We start from the raw sequence: 24,290 nt of genomic DNA on the forward strand, positions 1-24,290 counted from the left end.
AGACAGACGCAGGGATGAACAGGCCGAGGAGTGCCTCGGCCGGGTCATGCCCATTTCCGAGGCGATGCCGTGAACCGCTGGGACGTGCGACCCATCGTCTGGTCGAACCATCCGTTGATCGTCGCCACCAGGTCGGTCGGCGCCCTGCATCGTGACCTCACAAGGCCGGCCACCTGCCGGTTGCGTCCATGAACGTCGAGCCCAGCCGAGCCGTACGGGTCTCGCGAGCGTCGGCCTGCCCTGTACGTACCGCGGCCGGCGGACGTTCTACCTTCCACCTGCCGGAGAAGTCGCTCGTGTCTGAGCGTCGCTTTCGTAATGTCACGGCCTTCAAACCGGCGCAGCACGTCGCAATGGCCTTCACGGCCGCAACCGGGAGTGCGGAAGAAGGCGTCGCAGCTGTCCCGGGCTGCGCTTGGTCGCCGTGCGAAGTGCAGCCGGAAGTTCACCAGGCATAGTCGTCGTTTCGCGAGAGGACAGCGACCGTATGGCGAAGAAGCCACGCAAGCCGAAGCAACGGGAGGCCCCTGCCGACGGGGGCGCCGCGCCGGACCAGCCGCCGCCAGAGGACCAGAAGGAGCATCGAGAGGCGGTCATCGAGAAGGCCGAGAGCCGCGACCTCAATCAACGCAAGCGGCCGGAAGAGATGCGCATGGACATGATGCGCTCGATCATCACCGAGCCGCTGCTCTCGCAGATTCAGCAGGCGCAGGAACGAAAGGAAACGGGCGCCACCTTCGATGTCATCATCGCGATCAACGAGTTCTTCGAAGGCGGCGTGCCGAACGCCCTCCAGGAGATTCGGACTCGTGCCGAGAAGTGGGGCGTCACGTACGCGACGGTCTCCAACTATTGCTTCGCCACCCTGACTGCCGATCAGGTCCTCAAGCTGGCCGACGAGGCGCGTGCACTGTTTGCCAAGTACGGACGCAGCGGTAGCGTCATCTATCGCATCTGGGAGGACACGGACATCGATGTCACGCTGACGAAATCGCTGGCGACGATCAAGGCCGATGCGGCACAGCGTTCGTTTCGGGCCTTCGGGAGAGAGATAGTCTGGGCCGTGCTTGATTCCGGCGTTCAGGGGGATCACCCGCACTTCGCGGCAAAGGCCACGCCCTTCGGCCCGATGAACACCCTCGCAACAGATGCGCCGCTTGCGCACACCGATTTCACACCGGACGGCAGCCGATCCGAGAACGCGGGCCAGAACATGGCGCTCGTGGACCGGTTCGGCCACGGCTCGCACGTGGCCGGCATCATCGCCGGGTACTGGCAATCACCGTCCGGAACCGAGGAGCCGGTCGTCGGCACCGAAATGCGCAACGAAGCTACGAACGAGCCGATCCGGCAGCGCGATGGGCTCTCGGCGATTTCTGGCGTGGCACCGCTGTGCAAGGTTCTGAGTCTGAAGGTAATCGCCGACGTGACCCTGCCCGGTGCAAGCAAGCAGACGGCGGGGCAGGGCAAGGTCAGCTGGGTGCTCAAGGCGATCGAGCAGATCCAGGAGTGGAACCAGCACGGCAAACGGCTCCTGATCCAGGGCGCGAACCTGAGTCTCGGCTACGAATTCGACCCGCGGTGGTTCGCCTGCGGGCAGAGCCCGGTCTGCGTCGAGGTCAACCGCCTGGTCAAGAGCGGTGTGTCGGTCGTGGTCTCCGCGGGCAACAGCGGCTACTCGACGTTCGTGCTCGCGAATGGTCGCAGCGAAGCGCGGTTCAACGATCTGTCGGTCACCGATCCAGGCAACGCGGAACTCGCCGTGACCGTCGGATCGACCCATCGCGACATGCCGCATACGTATGGCGTGTCGTACTTCTCTTCACGCGGTCCAACCGGCGACGGCCGTACGAAACCTGATCTGCTCGCCCCCGGCGAACGCATCATCTCCTGCGCGGCGGGGCTCGAGGCCGCGAAGTACGGAACGGCACCGAACGGTCAGGGAGAGCCAATCCCGGCGCTGTACTGCGAGCAGACCGGCACCAGCATGGCGGCACCGCACGTCTCGGGCGCGATTGCGGCATTCCTGTCGGTGCGCCACGAGTTCGTGGGACAGCCCGAACGGGTGAAGGAGATCTTCATGGCCAACTGCGTCGATCTGAAGCGAGAGCGGAGCTTCCAGGGGGCGGGCCTCCTCGATCTGATGAAAGCACTTCAGGCGGTGTGAGGTAGATCGGTTCGGTGGCCAACAGCAGGAGAGAAACAGATGGAGACACTGCAGGAATTCGACTTCGTCGCGCTCAACTTCGATCGAGACGGGACGCTGACCAATCCCGCCAGCTGGACCGAATTCAAGGCCGCGGCCGCGCGACCTGGCGGGCCGACCGATGCGATCTTCATCGCGCACGGCTTTCGGAACGACGAGACGGAGGCGCGCGGCCTCTACAGCGAATTCCTCCGGACGTTCCGCAGGAACATGGCGCAAGCGAGCGTCGCCGGTGCGCTCGCGCCACGGCGCTTTCTCGTCGCCGGCATCTTCTGGCCGTCCAAGGCATTCCGCGAGTCGTTCGGCGACGGCGGCGTACAGTCGGCCGACAACGACGCCGTGCAACTCGAGTTCGCCCGCGAGCAACTGGCGGAGCTTCGGGACCTGGCCAGGACGCCCGAGCAGGAGCGCCAGATCGCGGAAGCGATGCGGCTCCTGCCCTCACTCGAGGGGAACGAGGGTGCGCAGGACGAGTTCGCCGCCCTCGTGCTTTCGATCGCGGAGCAGGAAGGAGCGGTGCTGGATCCTTCAGACGGCTTCGACCGGATCCAGAACACGCCGGGCTCGACGCTGCTGGCCAAGCTTCAGGCGCCAGTGATTCTCCCGACTCGACGGCGAGATCCGGACGAAGGCGGAGTGCTCGCGATCGATGACGGTTCGAGCTTTGGCGGTGAGGGAGAGGGCCAGGGCCTCCGTGCAGTGTTCGGCTCGATATTCGGCCGCGTCGGCCAGTTGCTCAACCTGACGTCGTGGTACGTGATGAAGACGCGCTCGGGCACGGTCGGCGAGACCGGGGTGGCGACCTGTGTACGGCAACTGCGGGGCGAGCGACCCGGACTCCGCGTACATCTGGTCGGCCACAGTCTCGGGGGACGCCTGATGGCCGCGTGCGCGAAGGCATTGGCGCAGCCACCCGTCGTCCACGTCCATTCACTGACCTTGCTGCAAGCCGCGTTCTCGCACTTCGGCCTGAGCGCGGACAACCGAGAAGGCACACGCGGGTTCTTCCGCGACGTCATCGAGCAGGAGGTCGTCGAAGGACCGATGGTCGCCACCTTCTCGTTCGAGGATGCGGTCGTCGGCAAGGCGTATGCAATCGCGTCCAGATTGGCCGGCGACAACGTGCAGGCCGTTGGCGATCGGCACGATCCGTTCGGCGGGATTGGCCGCAATGGCGCGCAGAATCTGACCGAGTCGACCGAAGGACCATTGCAGGCTGTCGGGAGTGCCTACGCGTTCTCCCCGCGCGTGGTCCACTGTCTCGACGGCTCTGGCGGGCTCATCACCAGCCACGGTGACGTCGAGAACGAAAATGTGACATGGGCGTTCGCGTCCGCGGTCGCGTCGACGCCGTAGCAGCACGCCGAGGTACTGACGCTCGACGGGGCTGGGCACTGGGCCGCGCCGGCCTCGACGGGTGCCGACACCGACCCAGTCGAGACGGCACGGCAGGAGACGGCCGGGCTGAAATCGTGTCGAGCCTGCGACTCAGCCCACGGACCTGATGCCAAGATCGAGCATCGTGAGGAGACCATTCGCCTTGTTGAGCAACTCACGGCGATGGGCCAGGCCGTTGGCACCCCCGTTGATCTTCTTCGTCAATCCGACGACGTCGTCCCGGTCTGCGAGCCTGTTCAGGTTGTTCTTGTCCCAGAAGAACACGGCGGAGTGCACGGCGTACTCGCTGGACACGAGATCCGGTTCACTGTCGATCCGCTGGTCGTCTACCCAGTTGGCGAACGCCTGATAATTGCTTCGGCCCGTCAACTGGATGAGGCCCCGGCCCCGATACTTCCAGCCATCGCCGCTGGACTCGGCACGGTTGCCCATGCGGTTTGCATACACCCTGTTTGCGATCTTCTCAGGCTGGCGCGCGTACGCGTCGGCTTCTGCCCGCGTCGGAAAATACTTACCGAAGACCTTCATCAGGCCGTCGGCCGAGTAGTTCAGGTTCTCCATGTCGAACCGCATGCAGCCGGACTCGTGCAGGACCTGTGCGAAGAAGTGTGCGAGCCGCAGCCGGGAGTCCGCAATGCCGAACCGCGGCAACGTCTCCTCGAGGTGGTGTACGTACTGCTGGGCGTCCGATTCAGAGACTCCCATTTCCATCAACATTTCGATGCGCGTGCTCATGCGGTCTCCGTTGAGAAGAGGCCACCAGACGGGTCAGCCAGGGTGCCGCTGGTGGGCGAATCAGTCGTGATGTCACGCTCGTGGCAGCAGCCGATATCCCGGGTCGAGGTGCTGATGTGCCATGAGGAGCTGATGGATGTCGAAGGGATGTGTCTGCGTGTCGTGTAGCTCGTTGCGCACGACCTGGAACACGTGACCGAGGCCTGCGGCATCGTCAATGTCGATGTCCGCGCGCCAGTCGCTGCCACTGGTGAAGAAGGTGACCTGAAGGTTTCCGAAGGCGTCGCCGGTCTTGAAGCTGCCGGCCGCCACAAACCCTGGCGGCGGTTTGTGAAGCGCGCCGTTGACCTCGTGAAAGTGATCAGCCTGCACCAGGCTGGGCATCTGCACCCGCAGCGCTTGCGGCACCGAGACGAAGCACCGGTCACGCCGGGCCTCCAGCAGCGTCACGTGCGGGAGCAGGTCCGCCCCATCGGTGAACTGCGTTGCCAGCGACTTCTTTGCGATGTTCAGGAGACCGGCCCTGGCTTCGTCGCTCAGCGCCTCGTAGAGCGCCCGCCCGGTCACCCCCTCGTGGCCGGCGACCGTGTGGCTGCGATCGAGGATGCCCTGGACTCTGGCATCGACGTCATCGAAGTCAGGGAAGACGGCTCGCGCGCGGTCCGGCCGGATTGGAAGCGCGACCGTCTCCTGCCTGGCACCACTCGGAGGGATGCTCACGAACCGCCTGATGGACCGGTACGAGGGTGCCCTCACCTCCAGCACGTACAGTCCTTGCGGTTCACGCCGGAGGTCGTTGATGGCGATCACCCGGGTGGCGTCCACCCCCGACGCTGTCCGCTGATCGTCCAGCACGTGATGACGCAGCCCGACATCGACCCGTTCGGTGAGCGAGTGCCCGTCCACATCGACCAACTTCAGTTCCAGCCGTCCCGTGTGGTCCACTCGTGGTCTCCTCGCGTTGGTCACCTGCGCACTCGCGGCGTCGGCCCGGACACGTCAAGGCGTAGCGCTCAATGTAGAACGTTCGGGAGGGCGCACCCGGACACGTTCCAACGCCGCCACAGCTGTACGTTTTCATGAAGTGTGGCGTTTCACATCTCGGTCGATCTGGTGTGTGCCAGGTCGGAAACAGGCGGGCGCATGCGGAACGCAGGTGGACATTCGCGACCGACACCGTTGCGGGTGATATCGGCCGCCGCGCCCAGGGACTGGATATCGACGTACGTAAACGACTGGGACGCTGGCCATCGCCGCCTGCCAAATGTAGCGCGGCGCTACGACGAGGTCGCTGGCCTTGCGCCGGGCGATGCCCGCAGCACGCGCCGGGACGCGGCTCCGCGGCCGATGGTTGTGACAGGCACCTCATCAGCGCGTGACAGGAGACTCACATGGCAACCAAAAAGTACATTGTCCTGCACGCCAACCGCGGACTCGGCACAGGCGAGCCGTTCAGCGGCGGCGTCGCATCCATCGGCGCGAGCGCGACGACGGCAGCGCCGGTGGCGCAGGTCGAGGTGACCGACCTCACCGAGGAAAACGTGCGCGATCTCGCTCGCGACCCGGAGGTGGCGGCGATCACGCTACCGATGCCGCTGACGATCATCGCGCCCCACGTCGCGGGCGTTGCTGCGCTCTAGCGCGAGTCGCTCACCACGGGTGGACTTCCGGTGACCAGCCTGAACGTCATGGCCAGCGTCCTCGCCACGACGACGCGCACCGGCTTCGCCCCAGGTGTGTCTGCGGCGTTGCGCGGTAATGGGCTCGTACAGGCGCCTCAGGCCTAGGTGCGAGCAGGCGGCATCGGCGTCAGAAGGATCCGCCGGCCGGCGGGCAGCCCAGGCTCCTGCACACGCTGTCGATTCGACTCTCAGGAGGGCATATGCCAACGTGCTTCGTCGTGATGGGGTTCGGTCTCAAGACCGACTATGCGCAGCAGAAGACATTCGATCTCGACAAGTCGTACCGCAACCTGATCAAGCCGGCGGTCGAGGCCGCCGGCTTCACGTGCATCAGGGCGGACGAGATCCAGCACGCCGGCAACATCAACATCCCGATGTACGAACAGCTACTCAATGCGGATCTCGTCATCGCGGATCTGTCCACGGCCAACCTGAACGCCTTCTTCGAGCTCGGGATTCGCTATGCCCTGAAGCCCAGGACGACAATCGTCATCGCCGAGAGCGGCTTCATCATTCCATTCGACATGGGACAGGTCGTCATCCGCCGCTATCAGCACCTTGGGCCTGGCCTCGATTACGACGAGGTCATCGTCAAGAAGCAGGAACTGACACAGGCGTGCACGGAAGTCGTCGCCGCGAGCCGCGATGACAGCCCGGTTTACACGTTCCTGACGAATCTGGCGCCGCCGATGTTGAGAGGGGTCGCGGCGGCCCAGGCACAGGTTGCCAACCAGCAGACTCGCGTCGCGCTGGGCCAAGCGGAGACGAGCGACCAGGCGGCGGCGCTGACGTTGCCGCTCGCCGCGCTGATGGCGAAGGCGATGGAGGCGCGGGCCGGCAAGAGGTTCGGCGAGACGTGCGCCATCCTCGCTGGCGTCAAGGCCGTCCAGGGTGCCGCGGTTGACCCGTTCGTGATCCAGCAACTGGCGCTGGCGACCTACAAGCAGAATGAGAAGGACCCGGCCACGCTGATGGCCGCCCGGGCCGTCCTGAGCGACCTGTCGCCCGACACCTCGATCGATCCCGAAACCCTTGGTCTGTGGGGGGCTGTGCACAAACGCCTGTTCGACGCCGGCGGGTCGACGGAAATGAGCCCGGAGGCGGCGCTGGACGTGGCGATCGAGGCCTACGGACGAGGATTCGTCCTCAAACATGACTATTACAACGGCATCAACTTCGCTTTCCTGCTGGATACGCGAGCTGCCGCGAGCAGCGGGAACGAGGCGATTGCCGACCATGTGCACGCGCGACGGGTGCGGACGAAGGTGCTCTCGGTCTGTGACGAGGCGCTCGCACGAGAAGTGAAGGCCGAGAGTGCGCAGGGTCGGGCGGAAGCCGAGTACTGGCTGCGCGCCACCCGGGCCGAGGCCCGCCTCGGTCTTCGAGAGATCGCCAGCGTCGACGAGGCTCTGAGCGACGCTGCCAACATGACCCCGGCGCCGGAGTCATGGATGATCGACACGACCGCCAGTCAGCTGCGAAAACTCGCACGCCTGTTGGGCATGTGAGCGGGCGCGCGAGTTGCCGTCAGGGCGTATGGCGACAACGCTGATGGGCTCTCCGGCAGGCCGTCTCGCAGGCGCGATAGAAGAGTGCAGAATGTCGGTGGACGTAGCTGCGATGGACACGCTGGAGCTCACGAGTGGCGACACGGCTCCGAGCGACACGGCAATCAATCCGCCATCGCCACCGCATTCGATCGCACGAACAACGTCGAGCAGGTCGTCTGGAGCCAACCGCCGGCGGGCCATTCTGGTGCGGGCGTTCCGAGCGGGACAGTGCCCACAGTCGTACGCTCTCGTGGCTCGCGTCCGTTGAACGCGCCTACACCCCTGGGCCGTTCTCGTGACCCGGGCTGCGACAGGTAACTGGAGGCTTGCTTGCCGATGACGAATGAAAGTGTCTCAAGTGCTTCGGGATCAATCCCGGTGGACGTGCACTCGCCGGCGTCGCAGCGGGTGTCATCGCACCAACTGTCGCAGCACATCGACCACGACCATTGGAAGTGCATCGGCGTGGCGCAAGATCGCGAACCCACTGCGGCCGAAAACACGAGCCGCATAGCGGGGCGCCTCGCGATCAACCGTCACGCAGAACACGGCGATGCCCTGAAGGCGCGCCTCGGCGACCGCCTGGCGGGTGTCCTCCACCCCGTAAGAACCCTCGTAGACATCGACATCGTTTGGCTTGCCGTCGGAAAGGATCAGCAAGAGTCGACGTGCTGCCGACTCACGGGCGAGCGCGGCCGTCGTGTGCCGAATGGCCGCGCCCATGCGGGTGTACCGATCGGAGTCGAGCGCTGCAATCCGACGGTCGACGACGAGGGTCCGGCGCTCGTCGAACGACTTCAGCGACAGCACGGCCACGTCATCCGGCCCCTCGCCTGAGAACGCGAAGATGCCATAGCGGTCGCCCAAGGCATCAAGCGCTTCGCACACGACCAGAAGCGCGTCCTTCTCGACGTCGACGATGCGCCGGGTGTCCGAGACCCAGCCGTCGGTGGACGCGCTGACGTCGGCCAGCAGCGCCACGGCCAGTTGGCGACGCGACCGGCGATGCTCGATGTAGAGACGACCATCGGTGGCAACCCCGGCGCGCTGGTCGGCGCAGGCGCTCACCCATCCGGCGATGTCGGGCTCCGAACCGTCCGTCTGCCGATCCAGCCTGACGTAGCAGGGTCGCAGGCGCTCGAACCGGGCGCGCACGCGGCGTGCGAGCCTGGCATGACGCGCCTTGGCCGCGCCGATCCACGCGACATCTCCCAGCGGCGGCGCCGGCTCGCGCACGATCGCACCCCGGGATCGGTATGCGCGCAGCCGGTGATCCCACTCCGGGTACACCAGGCCCCACCGTGCCGGCGCGATCGGTGTCGACCCTGGAACGCGCTCGACCGGGTCTCCGGAGCGAAGCGCCTCCCTGACCGGCCCCGGCGTGCACACCACGCGGGCCTCGGGCAGATCCGACAGCGAATCGGCCAGTGCTTCAGGGTCGGCGTCGTCATCGCGATCGACTGGCCGCTGCATGCCGAATGGATCTTCGACACTCTCCTGCGGCTCGTCGGCACGGATGACCCAGGTCCCCGCGTTGTCATCGTCCTCGCCCTCAGCGGCGGCACGCACCTCCGGGCGCCGGCGCATCTCGGTCACACGAAGCCTCGGGATCGTGGGTACAGACTCTCCCGCTGCGGGAGGTGTGGCCGGCTCCAGCAAGCGGTGCGCCGCGATGATGTTCCCCCAGTACCACGGCAGCAACACCTCGCGATACCGGCGGCGATCGCCGCGCCCGGTCTGCGCACGTGCCCAGGCGAGGGACTGCTCGGGCGAACCATCGGCATCTACAGTGAAGGGTGGCGTCAGCGGGTCCGCAGCCAGAAACGCCTGGATCTGGTCCTCAACCGCGAAACTGAATGGCGACGGGCGGCGACCGATACCGCTGGCGAGCGCGAACGCACGCGCCGCACTCAGACCGGGTACGAGCCCACGGACCTCGCGCGCAATCCAGCGATCAACAGTCGCCGCTTCCGCGAGCAGAAACCAGTCGCGCGTCTCGCCGCTGGCGATGTCCTCCGACACCACCGCCGTCCCTCGCACCATGCGCACCGCCTGTTGCACGGCCATCAGTCGGTAGATCGCGAGAGCGTCCAGGCCGCACGTTTCCGGCGGCACCGCCGCCGGCAGATAGACCCGGCGTCCGTCGGTGGCCGAGTGCAGCAAGCCGTCGGGGCGGCTGCGCGAGGGGTGGCGGGCCAGGCGGGCGAGCCAGCTCACCGGTGCGGGCGGCTGCATTGGCGCAATCGCGATGGACCTCCCGAGCAAGGCCGTGAGGAAGATCTCCAGCCGAGTGCGTACGGCACAGAGCGCGGTCGCTCGATCTTCAGGTGTCGCTCCGTAGCGCCGCCACGCTTCACGCGCGACCCGCGTTGCGAAGTGCGCGCCCTCGAGGATCAGCTCTTCGGGTTCGGCCATGTCGGACTCGGCTCCCAGCGTTCCCGCTACGGCATCGTCGAGGTCACGAGATCGTGCATGGCTGCGAGCAGCTCGGGATCGTCGGTGAGGGGGCCGAGAAGCGCCGCATGGCAGGCCGCTCGCACCGGAATGTTCCCGGCGACGAGGCGCGCGGCAGCAACAATCAGGCGTGTGCTCGGTACCTCGGCCAGACCTCGGTCGCCGAGCTGGCGGAGACGATTCGTGAGTGTGACCAGCGCGATCGCCCGATCGCGTTCGATCCCGCTCTCGTGTTCCACGATCTCCGCCTCGAGCTCCGGGCTCGGAAAAGCGAACTCGAGGGCGACGAAGCGCTGGCGCGTGCTCGGCTTGAGGTCCTTGAGGCCGTGCTGGTAGCCGGGGTTGTAGGAGATCACGAGCTGGAAGCCGGGCGCTGCGTCCAGAATCTCGCCAGTCTTGTCCAGCGGCAGGACGCGCCGGTCGTCGGTCAACGGATGGATGACCACGACGGTATCCTGCCGGGCTTCGATGATCTCGTCGAGGTAACAGAGGGCGCCATGCCTGGCCGCCCGCGTGAGTGGGCCGTCGAGCCAGACCGTATCGCTGCCGCGAATGAGATAGCGGCCGGTCAGGTCACTCGCGGACAGGTCGTCGTGGCAGGCTACCGTGACGAGCGGCCTGCCCAGACGCCACGCCATGTGCTCGACGAAGCGCGTCTTGCCGCATCCCGTGGGCCCCTTGAGCATCACCGGCAGTCCGCGCGCGTGGCACGTCTCGAAGACGGCGATCTCGTTGCCCGTGGCCAGATAGAACGGCGCGTCCGGCCCCGGGTAGCGGAGGCCGTCGTGGTGATCCGGGCCGATCGATGGCGCGGCGTCCGTCCGGCTGTAGTCGCTCATGCCGGCATTCGGGCCGCGGCGGCCGCCGGCTCGACGTGCGTGCGCTGGCGAGGCGCCAGGAAGAAGAAGTCCCAGAGAAACAGCGCCACGCCGGCGGTGAACAGCGTCCCGGTGGCCACGAGCATCAGGAAATGCACCTGGATCTTCGCCTGCGTCTCGAGGTAACCCATCCCGAGGACGCGCTCGAGGTACACCTGGCCGATCCCGGCGGCCGCGAAGGCCATCGTCATCCCGAACATGCCGCCGACCTGCAGCCAGAACGCCCACAGCCCGGTCCTGGTCTCACGCTGCGATTCGTCGTGGCCCATCAGCGCGGGCGTCGCGTAGGTGATCACCGCGAGGACGATCATCACGTACGCGCCGAAGAACGCGGAGTGGCCGTGCATGGGCGTGATCAAGGTGCCGTGTGTCCAGCGGTTGACCGATGGCCAGGTGTGGGCGAGGCCGAGCAGGCCCGCGCCCAGTGCGGAGAAGATGGCGCTGCCCAGCGTCCAGTGCAAGGCGAGCGTGTTCGGGTGGGAGAGCCCCGACCGTCGGATGGCCTGGTAGGCGTACGCCGACATCGCCACGAAGACCAGCGGCTCGAGCGCCGAGAAGAAGCCGCCGAGCGGCAACCAGTAGGACGGCACGCCGACGAAGTAGTAGTGGTGCGCCGTGCCGAGCAGGCCCGAGATGAACGTCAGCCCGACGATGACGTACAGCCACTTCTCCATCACCTCGCGGTCGATGCCCGACAGGCGGATCAGCAGGTAGGCGAGGAGCGCGCCCTGGATCATCTCCCACACGCCCTCGACCCACAGGTGCACCGTCCACCAGCGGTAGAAAATCGCGACCGTGTAGTTGTCGAACTCGAGCAACGAGGGCAGGTACAGGATGGCCGTGAAGGCAAGGCCGGCCATCAGAACACCTTCAGTGGTCGTCAGGCGCTTCGCCTTCCAGATCGTCATGCCCAGGTTGTAGAGAAACATCAGCATGACCACCACGATGGCCAGTTTCACGGGCAGCGGTTGTTCGAGCAGCTTGTTTCCGGCGGTCCAGCCGAAGAGGTAACCGACGACGGCGGTCACCCCCGCCAGCGTCCACAAGCCGAGGGCGGCGTAGGCCATGGTCGGGCTGTGCAGCTCGGTGCGGGACTCCTCGGGCACCAGCCAGTAGGCGGCGCCCATGAAGCCGGTGAGGACCCACACGATCAGCAGGTTGGTGTGGATTGCCTTGGACACATCGAACGGCAGCAGATGAATCAGCGGGTCGGGCCCGAGGTACTTCGCCACCGATAGCAGCCCGAACACCATCTGGAGGCCGTACAACAGCAGCGCCACGACGAAGTAGGGGTAAGCGACGGCCTGCGTGCGGAAGCGCATCCGGGGGCTCCTCTCATTTGAACGTCGCGAGGTACGCGACGAGCTGTTCGACTTCCTCGGGCTTCAGCAGCGCGCCCAGCGGCGGCATGACTGACTGGCCGCCGGCGCCGAACGTCGGGCCGGGCACGACGTAGGCGCTTGGATTGAGGATCGATTCGCGGATGTAGTCGGGGGCCGATCGCGCCGCACCCTTGTAGGAGGAGTCGGCAATCAGCGTGGCGGCACGCGTCGCGATGCCGGCCATCGACGGTCCGACGAGCACCGTCCCTGCTGTCGTCGAATGGCAGCTGAAACACGCCGGCGGCGAACGCCGGAAAACGGCTTCGCCCAACGCGACCGGGTCGCCGGAGGCCGCGGTCGCAGCATTGGCGGCGGTGGCGTCCGGCAGTGCAGCGCTGACCACGATCGGCCGTGGCGGCCAACCCTGGTTGTCGATGTTGGAGACCCACGTCAGGAAGGCAATGACGTCGGTGATCTGCTCGTCCGAGAGCTTCATGTTGGGCATCACCCGCCCATGACGCTGCTCGGAGTAGAACCGTGACGGATCCCGCAGGAACAGTCGGAGGTAGGCCTCGCCGCGTTGCTGCGTGATCTTGGTCAGGTCCGGCGCGTAGTATGCCCCCTCTCCGAGCAGCGTGTGGCAGTTGATGCAGTTCTTCCGGTGCCACACGTGCTTGCCGGCGATCACTTGCGGCGTGATCGCCTCGGCATGCGTCAACTCGCCGAATCGCATGTGGCTGTGAATCGTCAGCCCGAGGAAGATCGCCGCGAAGACGCTGGTGCCGACGACGAAGAACAGCCGCGTGTGCCGTTTTGTCATTCTGACCTCACATCGGGATCGCAGCCATCAGGCGGGCGTGCGCGGGAGTCCAACGGGGTCTGACTGGAACAGCGACGTCGTCTCAGACGCCGATCCGCGAGAAATTGAGGATGGCGATCCAGGCTGAGAAGGCCACGGCCACCGCCATGCCAAGCAGGACCACGACGCAGAGCGCGCGTGTCAGAGTCGAGGACCGAGAGACACGAACAGCGTCAGTCACGGCTGCTCCTCTTCTTGAGGGTGAGGCTCTCCGACTATCGGAGCGTAGCGTACACACGAAGTCCGCCGGCTGCAACTGGCGCGATCGGGTGACGGTCGTCGTCATGTTCGTGCCTACTGCCGATCGAACACCACCTTGTACTTCTCGGTCGGGGCGTTGACCGGCGTGCCGTCGATGGTGAGTGTCTTTCCGTCTGCAGACACCGAGTAGACCTCCGCGTACATGGGCTGGCCGTCGACGCTGGTCCTCATCTCGAAGCCGTTGGCTCCGGTCTTCCTGAAAATCGTCGTGTACTTCGAACCTTTGAGGCGACCGAGCCCTGGCGCCGCCGTGCCGTCGAACTGCCCGCTGAACACTGCGCCGGTGTCATCCGTGATCGTGACACCGTCGGGCGCTACGGCCGCGACCTCCAGAAGCGAGACAGGCATCGTCACTTCGGTGCTGGTCCACTTTCCTACAAGACCCGGTCCGCCGGCCGTCCGCTTGTAGGCGACGGTGAAGTCGCTCGTCGTGCCGTCGGGCTTGGTCAACTTGCCCGCGAGCCTCATGGTCTCGCCCTTGACGACCGCGCGATAGCCGACCAGCAACTTCCCGCCGGCCTTGATCGTCACGTCCCAGGCATCGGGCTCCGGCTGAGTCCATGACGCTCTCGATCCGTCGGGTGTCGGGTATTCCTTACCGTCGACCTTGAACGAGTATTTGAAGCCCTGGCCGTCGAAGGTCATCGTACCGTCGGCGCCGCTCGAGATCGTGACGGTATCGCCGGTGAGCTGACTCCTGGCAGCATTGAACTTCCACTTGCCGACGTAGGCGGGTTCGGCGGCAACGAGGCTGACGCCGGCGAGCATGACGAGAGCGGCGGTCTCACGAAGGCGTGTGTTCACAGGCGGTCTCCATTTCTTCGGCCTGTGGCCGAATGTTCGCATGTAGTAAGTTGCCCTTCGGCCTCCTGGTCGAAGCGAGAAACGGTAAGTCTCGTCGCAACGTTGCATGATCATCGTCCCGAAGACGTGACACGTCGCCGCACCTCGTCGAGGAAGTTCAGCACCAGCGTCACCTGCTGCTGCGCCGGTTGCGGCGCGTCGGCCGAGAGCACGGCGGCGACGCGCTTGCCGTCCGGCGCCAGATCGAACGACGGGACCCCGAGGTTGTGCAGGCGCCGGTCGGACCACACCCGTGGCCGTCCCGCGACAAACGCTCCATCTGTCACCGTGTAGGGCACGACCATCAGGCGAAGGTCCTCCCTGCGGTAGAAGAGTTCGTTCGCGCTGCGCGACCACACAGGATGCATGCCGCCAGCAGTCGAGATGACCCACTGCCGGCCCGTATCGGGGAAGCCGCGCACGTAGATTTCTATCCGTCCCGAGTCGGCCGCCATGAGCGCCATCCAGCGCCCGTCCGGCGAGAAGGCCGGAAGCGGGCTGTTCCATTTCCAGTTCCGATATGCCAGGGATTCAGCGAGGCGCAACCGGCCGGTGCTGACGTCGACTGCCGCAGTCTGGATGAGGCTGCCGCTGCCGGGCAGGATGTCGAAGAAGGCGAAGACCTTGCCGTCCGGCGAGAACGAACCGGGAAACTGCTGGCCCTGCTGGCGTGCCGTCAAGGGCTCGGCCGGACTCGCGCCATCGGCGCGCCTCCAGAACAACCGACCAGAGGATTGGAAGACCACGTACTGTCCATCCGGACTCCAGACGGGATCGCTGTGCACGCCCGATCCCTCGGTGAGCTTCGTGCGCGTCCCTCGCTGCCAGTCGTACACCAAGATGTCCGAGGTCGCTCCCTCGTTCAACTCGAACGCGACGCGGCTGCCGTCAGGCGACACGCGAGGGAACTGGTAGAACGCCGGCTCGAGACCCATCGATTCGGTCCGTCCCGTGCTGTCCAGCCATTCGAGGACCCGCAGTCCGCTCGTCGCGCCGCGCCGGTAGACCATGGTGCCGTCCGATGACATGTCGATCTGCGCCGATCCGAACTCGGGCGCGGCGGCGATCCCCTCGAGCACCGCGACCGCATCACCGCGCACTTCAAGTCGGTCGAGGTCGAACGGCACTGCGTACAGTGTGCCCTTCGACACGTATGCGAGGTGCCCGGTCGGCAGATAGCGAGGCGCCATGCCGGCATTCGGGAGCACGACCTTCTGGACGTGTCGCTCGAAGTCCATGACACCGATGTCGGCTGACGTGTAGTTGCCGCGCGTCCTGCCGATCGTGAACAGGACCGCCGTGCCGCCGGGGAGGAAATGAGGCCAGCGATGATTCAGCGCTCCAGCGTCCAGACTGGTGGCGCGGGTGACCGTGCCACCATCTGCGGGTACCAGCGACAATCCGCTCCGCGCATCGAGCGCCGCGATGATCTTGCCATCCTTCCCCCAACTCCCACCCCGACCCTGGGGCGCATCGCACAGCGCGACCGGATCTCCTCCAGCGAGACGGAGTTTCATGAGCTTGCCGGCCGCGAAGAACCCGACCCATTCCCCGTCAGGTGAGAAGAACGGTGCGTATCCGCCGTCGGTGCCGGCCAACGGCGTCGCCTCCCCTTGATCGAGGGGGCGCGTCGAGAGGATCTGGGATCCAGCGCGATCTGTCGAGACGAACACGATGCGCTTTCCGTCAGGAGAGAGGATCGTCGAGGCTCCGGCGGGGGCCGTACCCGCCGTGACGTCAGAGTCCAGGTGGAGCGCGATGCTGGCTGAAGCGCGCAGGGGGGACTCTGGCGGCGCGCCCATACGGAACCATCCGAGCGCGGCGCCCGAGACAGCAAGCATCCCCAAGGCGATGGCCACGCTTCGCCACCGCGGGAAGCTGCGCCGCACGGGATACAACCGCGGAGCCTCGCCTGGAGTGTCAGCGCGGCTTTCGGCAATCCATCGCAACTCGCCTCCGACATCGCCGATGTTCTGCCAGCGCTCGTCCGGGTTCTTCGCGAGGCAGCGCGCTACGACGTGGTCCAGCAAGCGAGGCGCCAGTGGCTGGTTTGACGAGATCGGCGGCGGCTGATCTCGGAGAATCGCTCCGATGACCGCCGCGGCAGAGGGACCGTCGAACGGGCGACGACCGGTCGCCATCTCGTAGACCACCGTGCCGAAGGCCCAGACGTCGCTCCGCGCATCGGCTTCGTGGCCCTCGACCTGCTCGGGCGCCATGTAGTGCACGGTCCCGATCAACGTGCCCGCCGTGGTAACGGGCGCTTCACTCGCGACCTGCGTAACCCCTGGCTCGGCGTTCGCCTTCGATGGCGCCAACATCTTCGCCAGGCCGAAGTCGAGCAGTTTCGCCCCGGTGCTGGTCAACATGATGTTGGCGGGCTTGAGATCGCGATGCGTGATGTTGGCGCGATGTGTGCGCTCCATCGCGCCGGCGACCTCCAGGCCGATGCGCAGGACGTCGTCGAGCGGCAACGGACGTCCGGTCGCGAGGCGCGCGGCCAGCGTCTGACCCTCGAGGCAAGGCATCACCAGGTACAGCAGGCCGTCCCGCTCGCCGATGTCGTACACGCTGCAGATGTGCGGATCGTCCAGAGCCGCGATGGCGCGTGCCTCCCGTTCGAAGCGCGCACGCAGTTCGGCGTCGGCGCTGCCAGTGAGGTCCGGCGCGACCACCTTGAGGGCGACGGTGCGACCGAGGCGCACGTCGCGGGCGCGGTACACCTCGCCCATGCCCCCGGATCCCAGGTGGCTCAGGATTTCGTACGAGCCGACTCGCTCACCAGGTGCGAGACGCATGGCGTTGGGCCAGGTCGGCGCGCGCGTACAGCGACGGCCGTGGGCCTTGAGCCCGCTCCTGCGTCACTTGCGCTGTCGTGCCTACCGGAATGGCCATGATGTTACCGCAGTCAGTGGGGCAGGCCGCGTGCGCCTGGTCGCAAACGATGCAGGTACGCGCAGGCCCGGCCGCGGCGAGTGTCCCGGTCGCGGGCGCCGCCTCTCATGCAGTGGACGCCACTCGCTGCTGCACCGGAAAGAGTCTGCTTCTGACCAGATTCGGCTCGAAGACTCCTGATGGTCAGTCATGAGCCGTCACGTGAACGGTCATCGAGGCTGCGCAACGACAGTCTCGGCGCGAGTTACCACGCTGGTGGCGCTTGCAGCATGACAACGATCGTTCGGACTCCCTCCACGTAGTGCCCCACCCGCAGGTTCTCGTCGAACGTGTGCTGGTTGTTGTCGCCGTTGACGAGTGGAACGATCACGAACGGCGCCCCGAGCATTTCCACCAGGGAGTCGGTGGGGACACTGCCACCCATCATGCGGATGCGGACGGGCTCGCCGGACAGGCTGGCCTTCTGCAGGGATTGGTATGCCCATTTGCCAAGCGGCGATTCGAGCGGCGTCCTGACGGCGCGGCCGGCGGAGCCCAGGGTGAGGGTGGCGAGTTTGTCGTAGGCGGCGCGGTCCTGGTCGGAGGGTGCGCCGTCGACCAGGCGATATCCCTGTTGCTCTATATGTGCCTTCAGGAGGCCGAAGAGGTAATTGGGTGGGGCTTCGGGGGTGGTTCTGAGGTCGAACTCGGCGATGGCCTGGTGGGGGATGATGTTGGAAGCCTTTTCGCCGACGGAAGCAGCGGCCATGCTGCGGACGTTGAGCGAGGGGAACTGGATCGCTTCCTGGAGGTTGCCGCCGACCAGTTCCGCGAGCTTGATGCCGGTGCTGCGCCGGATGGCGGCTTCGTCGTCGCCGGTATCGGCGAGGATCTGTTTCTCGGCGTCGGAGAGTGTGATCCGGTCGTAGTAACCGGCGACGGTCACCCGTCCCTGGTCGTCTTTCATGGAGGCGATCAGGCGCGAGAGGCGCACGGCGGGGTTGGGGACGTAGTTGCCGAAGTGGCCGCTGTGCAGGGGCTGCTTGGGGCCGTGGACGACGAGGGTGACGCGCGCGCTGCCGCGGTTGCCGAAGATGAGTGTGGGGCGCTCGCTCTGGTGGCGCGGGCCGTCGTGAATGACTATGGCGTCGGAGTGCAGGAGATGCTTGCTGGCGGTGACGACGTCGGGGATGGACGGGTAACCCTGTTCCTCCTCGCTGTCGAGCAGCACCTTGACGTTGAAAGCCGGATCGACGCCCATCTGCTTCAGGCCGTCGAAGGCGGCGAGCAACATCATGATCGGGCCCTTGTCGTCAGAGGACGCGCGGGCGAACACGCGAAGATCCGGATCGAGGGGAGTCGCGAAAAGCGCCTCCGTCGGGATGATGTGCCAGTTATTGGAAGAATCCCTTTTCTTCACCACCGGCTGCCAGGGGCTTGGCTGCGACCACTCCTTGTCCACGACCGGTTGGCCGTCGAGGTGCATGTAGTAGAGGACGGTCTTCGCGCCGGCGATCTTCTTCGGCCATTCGGCGAAGAGCATCGGCTTGCTCTTGTTCGCGAGCTGCTTGGTGACGAAGCCGCGCTGCGTGAACGCACGCTCCAGGAAGTCGATGTTCTTCTGGATGTCGGGCGGGTTGATCGCGTCGTTGGGCAGGGCGAGGAGCTGGAGGTATTCACCGAAGCTAGCTTGCGCGAGTTTCTGCCCGGCTTGGAGAGAGAGCGGCTCCTGGGCAAGGGCCAGAGTCGGAATCGCGAGCAAGATGAGCGACAGTCGAAGCATGGCGTCCCCTTCCCGGAGCAATCAAGGGATGGATAGCCTACTGCACCAGGAACAGTCCGCCCAGGGAGAAGTCAGCAGCTGCTGCTGAATGACCGTACTGGGAGTAGAGTTCAGGGCACGTGGCTCTCCCCCCTTATGATCGGCAGCACCTGAAAGAGGTGTTCGCGGGCGCACGGGCGTTGCCCGCGGATCGGCGCGCAGCGTACCTGGCCGAGGCCTGCGACGGCAACGAGGCGCTGCGTCTGGAAGTGGAGTCGCCCCTGTCGTCGGACGAGCGCATCAAGAAGAGCTTTCTCGAGGCGCCAGCGGTGGTGCGGGGTGACGACACCAGCGTGATAGGGAGCCTCGAGGGGCAGCGCATCGGCCCGTATCAGCTCGCGTCGTGTATCGGCGCGGGCGGGATGGGCGAGGTCTACCGGGCCCGCGACACGACGCTCAATCGCCAGGTCGCGATCAAGGTCCTGCTGCCCGCCGTTGCCAGCGATCCCGAGCGCCTCGCCCGCTTCCGGCGAGAGGCGCGGGTGCTTGCGTCGCTCAATCATCAGCACATCGCGCAGATCCACGGGTTCGAAGACGCCGACGGCGCACACGCCCTGGTGATGGAGCTGGTCGAGGGCCCGACACTCGCCGATCGGATCGTCAGCGGGGCGATTCCCATCAACGAGGCGCTCGCTATCGCGTCGCAGATCGCGGACGCCCTCGAAGCCGCGCACGAGCAAGGGATCATCCATCGGGACCTGAAGCCCGCGAACATCAAGGTCCGCGAGGACGGCACGGTGAAAGTGCTCCGGCTGCCCAGGCGGTGGTGGACTCTCTGCGGATCCAATCGCCGGCGACCGTCGCGGCGCCTTCAGACCGAGCCTCATCGAGACGTCGACAGCGGCAATGGACAATGCTCGCGGGCGTTGCAGCTGTCGCTGTCCTGGTCGCGGCCGGTGGTGTCTGGCGCCTGTGGCAACAGGATTACCTCTGGCAGAATCCTCTGGCCGACGCCACCGTCGAGCGTCTCACCGATTTCGCAGGGGAGGAAGCTGACGCGGCAATCTCGCCAGACGGAAAGTTCATGACCTTTCTCTCGGACCGCGACGGGCCATTCGACGCCTGGATCAGCCAGATTGGCAGCGGCGAGTTCGTCAACATCACCAGGGGACGGTTTCAGCTCATGAACAACCCCAACACCCGCTCCGCCGGCTTTTCCGGCGACGGCGCGCAGGTGTGGTTCATGCAGTTGGTCAGTGCTCGACCTCTGAGATGGACCTCATGGATCTCTCCCGCCCTGGGCGGGGCTCCGCGTACCTTTGTGGAAGGCGGGTTGGACCCCATCTGGTCGCCCGATGGAAGAAACGTCGTCTATCACACCAATGTTCTCGGCGATCCCATCTTCATCGCGGACCGGAACGGCAACAATCCCAGACAGATATTCGTGGCACCGCCGGGTGTGCATGGCCACTATCTGACGTGGTCGCCCGACGGTCGATTCATCTATTTCGTGAGGGGCACCCTCCAGAACGAGGAAATGGATATCTGGCGCATTCCCGTGTCCCAGAGCGAAGTCGCCGCGGCGCCAGAGCGAATCACCTCTCACAATGCGCGGGTCGCGTACCCCGCATGGCTCGATGCGCGAACGCTGATCTACTCGGCCACGGCTGAAAACGGGTCGGGCCAGTGGTTGTACGCCCTCGATGTCGAACATCGCATCCCGCACCGGGTGAGCTCCGGCATTGCGGAGCAGTATCTGTCGGTGGGTGTGAGTCAAGCCAGGCCGCGGCGTGTGGTCGCTACCATCGCCACTCCCACCGCCAGCCTGTGGACCGTCCCGATCTCGGATCGCGTACAGATGGAGGCGGCGGCGACGCGGGTGCCGACTCCGAACACGCGGGCCCTTGGCCCTCGCTTCGCTCCAGGCGACCTGGCCTTCATGGCCTTCTTGTCATCCAAAGGCGGCGCGGACGGACTGTGGAAGCTGGAAAACGGCGCGCCTCTGGAACTCTGGCGAGGCGACGATGGCGGCGTGGTGGCTCCTCCGGCCATCTCACCTGACGGTCGTCACATCTGCTTTTCGTATCGCACACGAGGCACGGCTGGCCTGTACGTCATGAATGCCAACGGCACGAACGTTCGCACGCTGGCAGCAGACTCTTTCGACGTGCGCGGCGCCGCCTCCTGGTCGCCGGATGGCAAGTGGGTCGCCGTCGCCGCCAATCGGGGAGAAGGTACCCGTCTGTTCAAGATCCCGGTGGACGGCGGCGCGCCGGTGCGGCTGCTCGACACGCTGTCTTTCAATCCGGCCTGGTCGCCCGATGGCCGATTCATAATGTATTCCGAGCAGCAGAGCGCCGGGCAGTTCGAGGTGAAGGCCATCACGCCGGATCGGGCGCCGGTCCCGATCGTCGAACTTCAGATCGTCGGCTTCAGCACTTCCGTGCCGTATCGATTCCTCCCGGACGGAAAGGGGCTCATCGTGCTGGAAGGCGTGCGGGGCGCCTCCCAGAATTTTTTCCGGGTCGAGCTCGCGACTGGGCACCGGCGTCAGTTGACGGATCTGACGCCCGGTCCAGTGATCTATAACTTCGATGTGTCGCCTGACGGCATGCAGATCGTGTTCGATCGACTCCGGAACAATACCGATATCGTGTCGATGAATCTGGCGCGGTAAGCGTGCGTTGCGACAGCTGAACGTAGGCCGAGCCTCGTTCGTGCGTGGGACTCAATCAGTCCCTCGGGGCTCGCCCGACGTGGATGATGCCGACAAAACAGTTCTTGTTCACGGGTGCGCCCTCGCAGCTGGGCATCGTGGCATTCGCGAAATACCTCTGGTACACGACCTCCACGCGCGCGCCGGCGCGCCACCCGGCCAGGATCACGCCGTCGAAGTGGGCCGCGCCCGCCGCATTCTGCCCGCCCCGGATGAGCGCCGTGAACGAACGGTCCCCGTCCACGACTTCATACATGGCCTCGAGTCCGATGACGTGCCCGTTCACGCTCGGTTGTCGCCAGAGCACCTCCCCGACGTACGAGCCGACTGGACCGCCGTCAGCGAAACCTTCGAGGAGGCCAAACGGGGGCTGCGGCGCGGGCAGAGGAGGTGCGGCCACCCCCCACTTCGTGAAACTGATGTCTACGGGTCGACTGTTGTGGTCCTGGTCCTGGTCGGTGGCCCGGGCGGGCGAGATCTGGATGACTAACGCTACCGCACCAACGAAAGAAGCGACCCGTGTGTGGATACCAGTGGTGCGCATAAGACTCCTTTGGGGATGACGGTGTCGTCCGTTGTGGTCCTGTAACATAAGATGCGCAAGACGGCCTCGTTTTCCCTCACGAGCCGATCACGGACTGCTCCCAGTGCACGATGTAACCGAATTGCTCCTGTCCTGGCGTCAGGGCGACGCCGGGGCCCTCGACCGCATGGTCCCGCTCGTGTATGACGAACTGCGTCGCGTGGCGCGCCGCCATCTTCAGCGCGAACAGCCTGGGCACGCCCTGCAAGCGACGGCACTCGTGCACGAGGTCTACCTGCGACTCGTGGATGTAGACCGACTGGCGCTCAAGAACCGGACCCACTTTTTTGCGGTGGCGGCGAAGTTGATGCGCCAAATCCTCGTCGATCAAGCCCGCCTGCAACGCGCCGACAAGCGTGGCGGCGGCGTCACGATGCTGACTCTGGACGAGGTGTCGCCAGCCGCTCAGGCGACGAGCGTGGACGTGCTCGCCCTCGACGAGGCGCTCGATGCGCTGTCCTCAATCGACGACCGGCAGTGCCGCGTCGTGGAGCTACGATTCTTCGCGGGGCTCAACATCGACGAAGCGGCCGACGCGCTCCAGATTTCATCCGCCACGGTCGAGCGGGAATGGGCCTTGGCGAAGGCCTGGCTCTTTCGCCGACTGTCACCGGGCTAACGGTTCTATTTCGTCCCGCCTCACCAGCTCCAAGTCGTTGATTCCAAACGGTCGGCATGTCAAACCTGAGCGGTCTCTTGCCTACCTCGTGACGACGCACCAGGCGCGCGATTGCACGCCTGTTGGACCGCGGGCACGCCGCGATAGACTTCCGGCCATGACGCACGAATTCGCGTTCGAGATGGCGGCCTCCAGCGTGCGCTTCGGCCCGGGCGTGACTGGCGAAGTGGGCATGGACCTCGTCGACCACGGCGTGCGGCGGGCCCTCGTGGTCACCGACGCCACCGTGGCCCGCCTGGCCCCGATGCACACGGTGCTCGCGGCTCTGGAAGCGCAAGGCATCGTGGCCGTCATTTACGACCGCGTGCGGGTCGAACCCACCGACGTCTCGTTTCGCGACGCGATCCAGTTTGCCGGCGAGCACGAGGTCGATGGACTTGTGGCGGTGGGCGGCGGTTCGGTGATCGACACGGCCAAGGCCGTGAATCTCTACACCACATATCCGCCCAGCGATTTCCTCGACTACGTGAACGCGCCGATCGGCAAGGCGATGCCCGTGCCGGGACCGCTCAAGCCGCTGTTCGCGATTCCCACCACGGCCGGCACCGGCAGCGAGACCACGGGCGTGAGCATCTTCGACCTCACGGCGCTGCACGCCAAGACCGGCATCGCGAGCCGGCGCCTGAAGCCCACGCTGGGTCTGCTCGACCCCGAGAACACGCGCACGATGCCACCGGAGGTGGCGGCGTCGAGCGGCCTCGACATCCTGAGCCACGCCGTCGAGTCGTTCACCGCCATTCCGTACTCGTCGCGCCTGCGGCCGGATCGCCCTGCCTTGCGGCCGGCGTACCAGGGGTCCAACCCGATCAGCGACGTGTGGTCGCTGCAGGCGCTGCGCCTCGTGGCCGCGTATCTCGTGCGCGCCGTCGAGGACCCGTCCGACGACGAGGCGCGCGCGCAGATGATCCTCGCGGCGTCCTACGCGGGCGTGGGCTTCGGAAATGCCGGCGTGCATCTGCCGCACGGAATGTCCTACCCCGTGTCGGGCAATGTGAAGGACTACCGCGCGCCGGGCTACGCCAGCGACCACGCGCTCGTGCCTCACGGCGTGTCGGTGATCCTGAACGCGCCGGCCGTGTTCCGCTTCACTGCGTCGGCAAGTCCCGCGCGGCACCTGCAGGCCGCCGAAGCGCTCGGCGCCACCGTGGCCGGCGTGGTCGCGGCCGATGCCGGACGAGTGCTGGCCGACCGCATCACGTGGTTCATGGAGCGGCTGCGTGTGCCGAACGGCCTCAGCGCTGTCGGCTACTCCGCCGCCGACATTCCAGCGCTCGTCGAAGGCACGCTGCCGCAGCACCGCGTGACGAAGCTCTCGCCGCGCGCCGCAGGCCCAGACGACCTGGCGGCGCTGTTCGAGGACGCGATGACCGCATGGTGAGACGGCGGACCCACCGCGGGACGTGAGGTTCCAACCTTCGGCCTGGCGAACGATGGAGTCCCGTATGAGCTCCGCGACGACCTGCGGTTGCTGTAACGGCATCATGTCGT

General features: G+C 65.9%; 19 protein-coding genes. 8 read left to right on the plus strand and 11 right to left on the minus strand.

Features of this window, described 5'->3' with window-relative positions:
• Nucleotides 1–487: 487 nt before the first annotated feature.
• Nucleotides 488–2,167, plus strand: coding sequence for a S8 family peptidase (locus tag LuPra_RS12070; protein WP_110170972.1), 1,680 nt, complete (start codon nucleotides 488–490; stop codon nucleotides 2,165–2,167).
• 39 nt (nucleotides 2,168–2,206) lie between these two features.
• Nucleotides 2,207–3,562 (plus strand): hypothetical protein, encoded by a 1,356-nt coding sequence (locus tag LuPra_RS12075; RefSeq protein ID WP_110170973.1) that lies wholly within the window; start codon nucleotides 2,207–2,209, stop codon nucleotides 3,560–3,562.
• Nucleotides 3,563–3,694: 132 nt separating this feature from the next.
• On the opposite strand, the gene LuPra_RS12080 is transcribed toward LuPra_RS12075, so the two are convergent.
• Together LuPra_RS12080 and LuPra_RS12085 are read right to left on the minus strand one after the other, a co-directional pair.
• Complete coding sequence (locus LuPra_RS12080) at nucleotides 3,695–4,339, minus strand: glycoside hydrolase family 19 protein (protein WP_234800850.1); 645 nt, start codon at nucleotides 4,337–4,339, stop codon at nucleotides 3,695–3,697.
• Between the two features lie 72 nt (nucleotides 4,340–4,411).
• Complete coding sequence (locus LuPra_RS12085; RefSeq protein WP_110170974.1) at nucleotides 4,412–5,284, minus strand: hypothetical protein; 873 nt, start codon at nucleotides 5,282–5,284, stop codon at nucleotides 4,412–4,414.
• 446 nt (nucleotides 5,285–5,730) lie between these two features.
• Here LuPra_RS12085 and LuPra_RS12090 point away from each other — a divergent pair, with 446 nt between their 5' ends.
• Together LuPra_RS12090 and LuPra_RS12095 are read left to right on the plus strand one after the other, a co-directional pair.
• Nucleotides 5,731–5,979, plus strand: coding sequence for a hypothetical protein (locus LuPra_RS12090; RefSeq protein WP_110170975.1), 249 nt, complete (start codon nucleotides 5,731–5,733; stop codon nucleotides 5,977–5,979).
• A 242-nt stretch (nucleotides 5,980–6,221) separates the two neighbouring features.
• Nucleotides 6,222–7,529, plus strand: coding sequence for a TRAFs-binding domain-containing protein (locus LuPra_RS12095; protein ID WP_110170976.1), 1,308 nt, complete (start codon nucleotides 6,222–6,224; stop codon nucleotides 7,527–7,529).
• Nucleotides 7,530–7,982: 453 nt separating this feature from the next.
• Here LuPra_RS12095 and LuPra_RS12100 read toward each other — a convergent pair whose 3' ends face one another.
• The 8 genes from LuPra_RS12100 to LuPra_RS12130 form a co-directional block, all read right to left on the minus strand.
• Nucleotides 7,983–9,986 carry a nitric oxide reductase activation protein NorD gene (locus LuPra_RS12100; RefSeq protein WP_110170977.1) on the minus strand — a complete coding sequence of 668 codons (2,004 nt, stop codon included), beginning with the start codon at nucleotides 9,984–9,986 and terminating at the stop codon, nucleotides 7,983–7,985.
• A gap of 26 nt (nucleotides 9,987–10,012) precedes the next feature.
• Nucleotides 10,013–10,864: a CbbQ/NirQ/NorQ/GpvN family protein gene (locus tag LuPra_RS12105; RefSeq protein ID WP_110170978.1), complete on the minus strand. Its 852-nt coding sequence runs from the start codon at nucleotides 10,862–10,864 to the stop codon at nucleotides 10,013–10,015.
• Nucleotides 10,861–12,225 carry a cbb3-type cytochrome c oxidase subunit I gene (locus tag LuPra_RS12110; protein ID WP_110170979.1) on the minus strand — a complete coding sequence of 455 codons (1,365 nt, stop codon included), beginning with the start codon at nucleotides 12,223–12,225 and terminating at the stop codon, nucleotides 10,861–10,863. The genes LuPra_RS12105 and LuPra_RS12110 overlap by 4 nt, the downstream gene beginning before the upstream one ends.
• 13 nt (nucleotides 12,226–12,238) lie before the next feature.
• Nucleotides 12,239–13,045, minus strand: a complete 807-nt coding sequence (locus tag LuPra_RS12115) for a c-type cytochrome (protein ID WP_110170980.1) — start codon at nucleotides 13,043–13,045, stop codon at nucleotides 12,239–12,241.
• Between the two features lie 82 nt (nucleotides 13,046–13,127).
• Nucleotides 13,128–13,265, minus strand: coding sequence for a hypothetical protein (locus tag LuPra_RS31830; RefSeq protein WP_157899062.1), 138 nt, complete (start codon nucleotides 13,263–13,265; stop codon nucleotides 13,128–13,130).
• Between the two features lie 113 nt (nucleotides 13,266–13,378).
• Nucleotides 13,379–14,149 (minus strand): hypothetical protein, encoded by a 771-nt coding sequence (locus tag LuPra_RS12120; RefSeq protein ID WP_110170981.1) that lies wholly within the window; start codon nucleotides 14,147–14,149, stop codon nucleotides 13,379–13,381.
• A gap of 110 nt (nucleotides 14,150–14,259) precedes the next feature.
• On the minus strand, nucleotides 14,260–16,986 hold the full coding sequence (locus tag LuPra_RS12125) for a protein kinase domain-containing protein (protein ID WP_110170982.1): 2,727 nt from the start codon (nucleotides 16,984–16,986) through the stop codon (nucleotides 14,260–14,262).
• A gap of 341 nt (nucleotides 16,987–17,327) precedes the next feature.
• The gene (locus tag LuPra_RS12130) at nucleotides 17,328–18,824 is read right to left on the minus strand and encodes a M20/M25/M40 family metallo-hydrolase (protein WP_234800851.1); all 1,497 of its coding nucleotides are present in this window, start codon (nucleotides 18,822–18,824) and stop codon (nucleotides 17,328–17,330) included.
• Nucleotides 18,825–18,964: 140 nt separating this feature from the next.
• On the opposite strand from LuPra_RS12130, the gene LuPra_RS33160 reads away from it, so the two are divergent.
• Both LuPra_RS33160 and LuPra_RS12140 read left to right on the plus strand, forming a co-directional pair.
• Complete coding sequence (locus LuPra_RS33160; protein WP_157899063.1) at nucleotides 18,965–19,912, plus strand: serine/threonine-protein kinase; 948 nt, start codon at nucleotides 18,965–18,967, stop codon at nucleotides 19,910–19,912.
• Entirely contained in the window at nucleotides 19,909–21,501 is a 1,593-nt protein-coding gene (locus LuPra_RS12140) for a TolB-like translocation protein (RefSeq protein ID WP_234800852.1), read from the plus strand. The genes LuPra_RS33160 and LuPra_RS12140 overlap by 4 nt, the downstream gene beginning before the upstream one ends.
• A 55-nt stretch (nucleotides 21,502–21,556) precedes the next feature.
• Here LuPra_RS12140 and LuPra_RS12145 read toward each other — a convergent pair whose 3' ends face one another.
• Nucleotides 21,557–21,940: a hypothetical protein gene (locus LuPra_RS12145; RefSeq protein WP_157899064.1), complete on the minus strand. Its 384-nt coding sequence runs from the start codon at nucleotides 21,938–21,940 to the stop codon at nucleotides 21,557–21,559.
• A 247-nt stretch (nucleotides 21,941–22,187) separates the two neighbouring features.
• On the opposite strand from LuPra_RS12145, the gene LuPra_RS12150 reads away from it, so the two are divergent.
• On the plus strand, nucleotides 22,188–22,742 hold the full coding sequence (locus LuPra_RS12150) for a sigma-70 family RNA polymerase sigma factor (protein ID WP_234800853.1): 555 nt from the start codon (nucleotides 22,188–22,190) through the stop codon (nucleotides 22,740–22,742).
• Between the two features lie 157 nt (nucleotides 22,743–22,899).
• Nucleotides 22,900–24,180, plus strand: a complete 1,281-nt coding sequence (locus tag LuPra_RS12155) for a hydroxyacid-oxoacid transhydrogenase (RefSeq protein WP_110170987.1) — start codon at nucleotides 22,900–22,902, stop codon at nucleotides 24,178–24,180.
• The last annotated feature ends 110 nt before the right edge of the window (nucleotides 24,181–24,290 follow it).

The organism is Luteitalea pratensis (assembly GCF_001618865.1).
In the GTDB taxonomy this organism is placed as follows: Bacteria; Acidobacteriota; Vicinamibacteria; order Vicinamibacterales; family Vicinamibacteraceae; genus Luteitalea; species Luteitalea pratensis.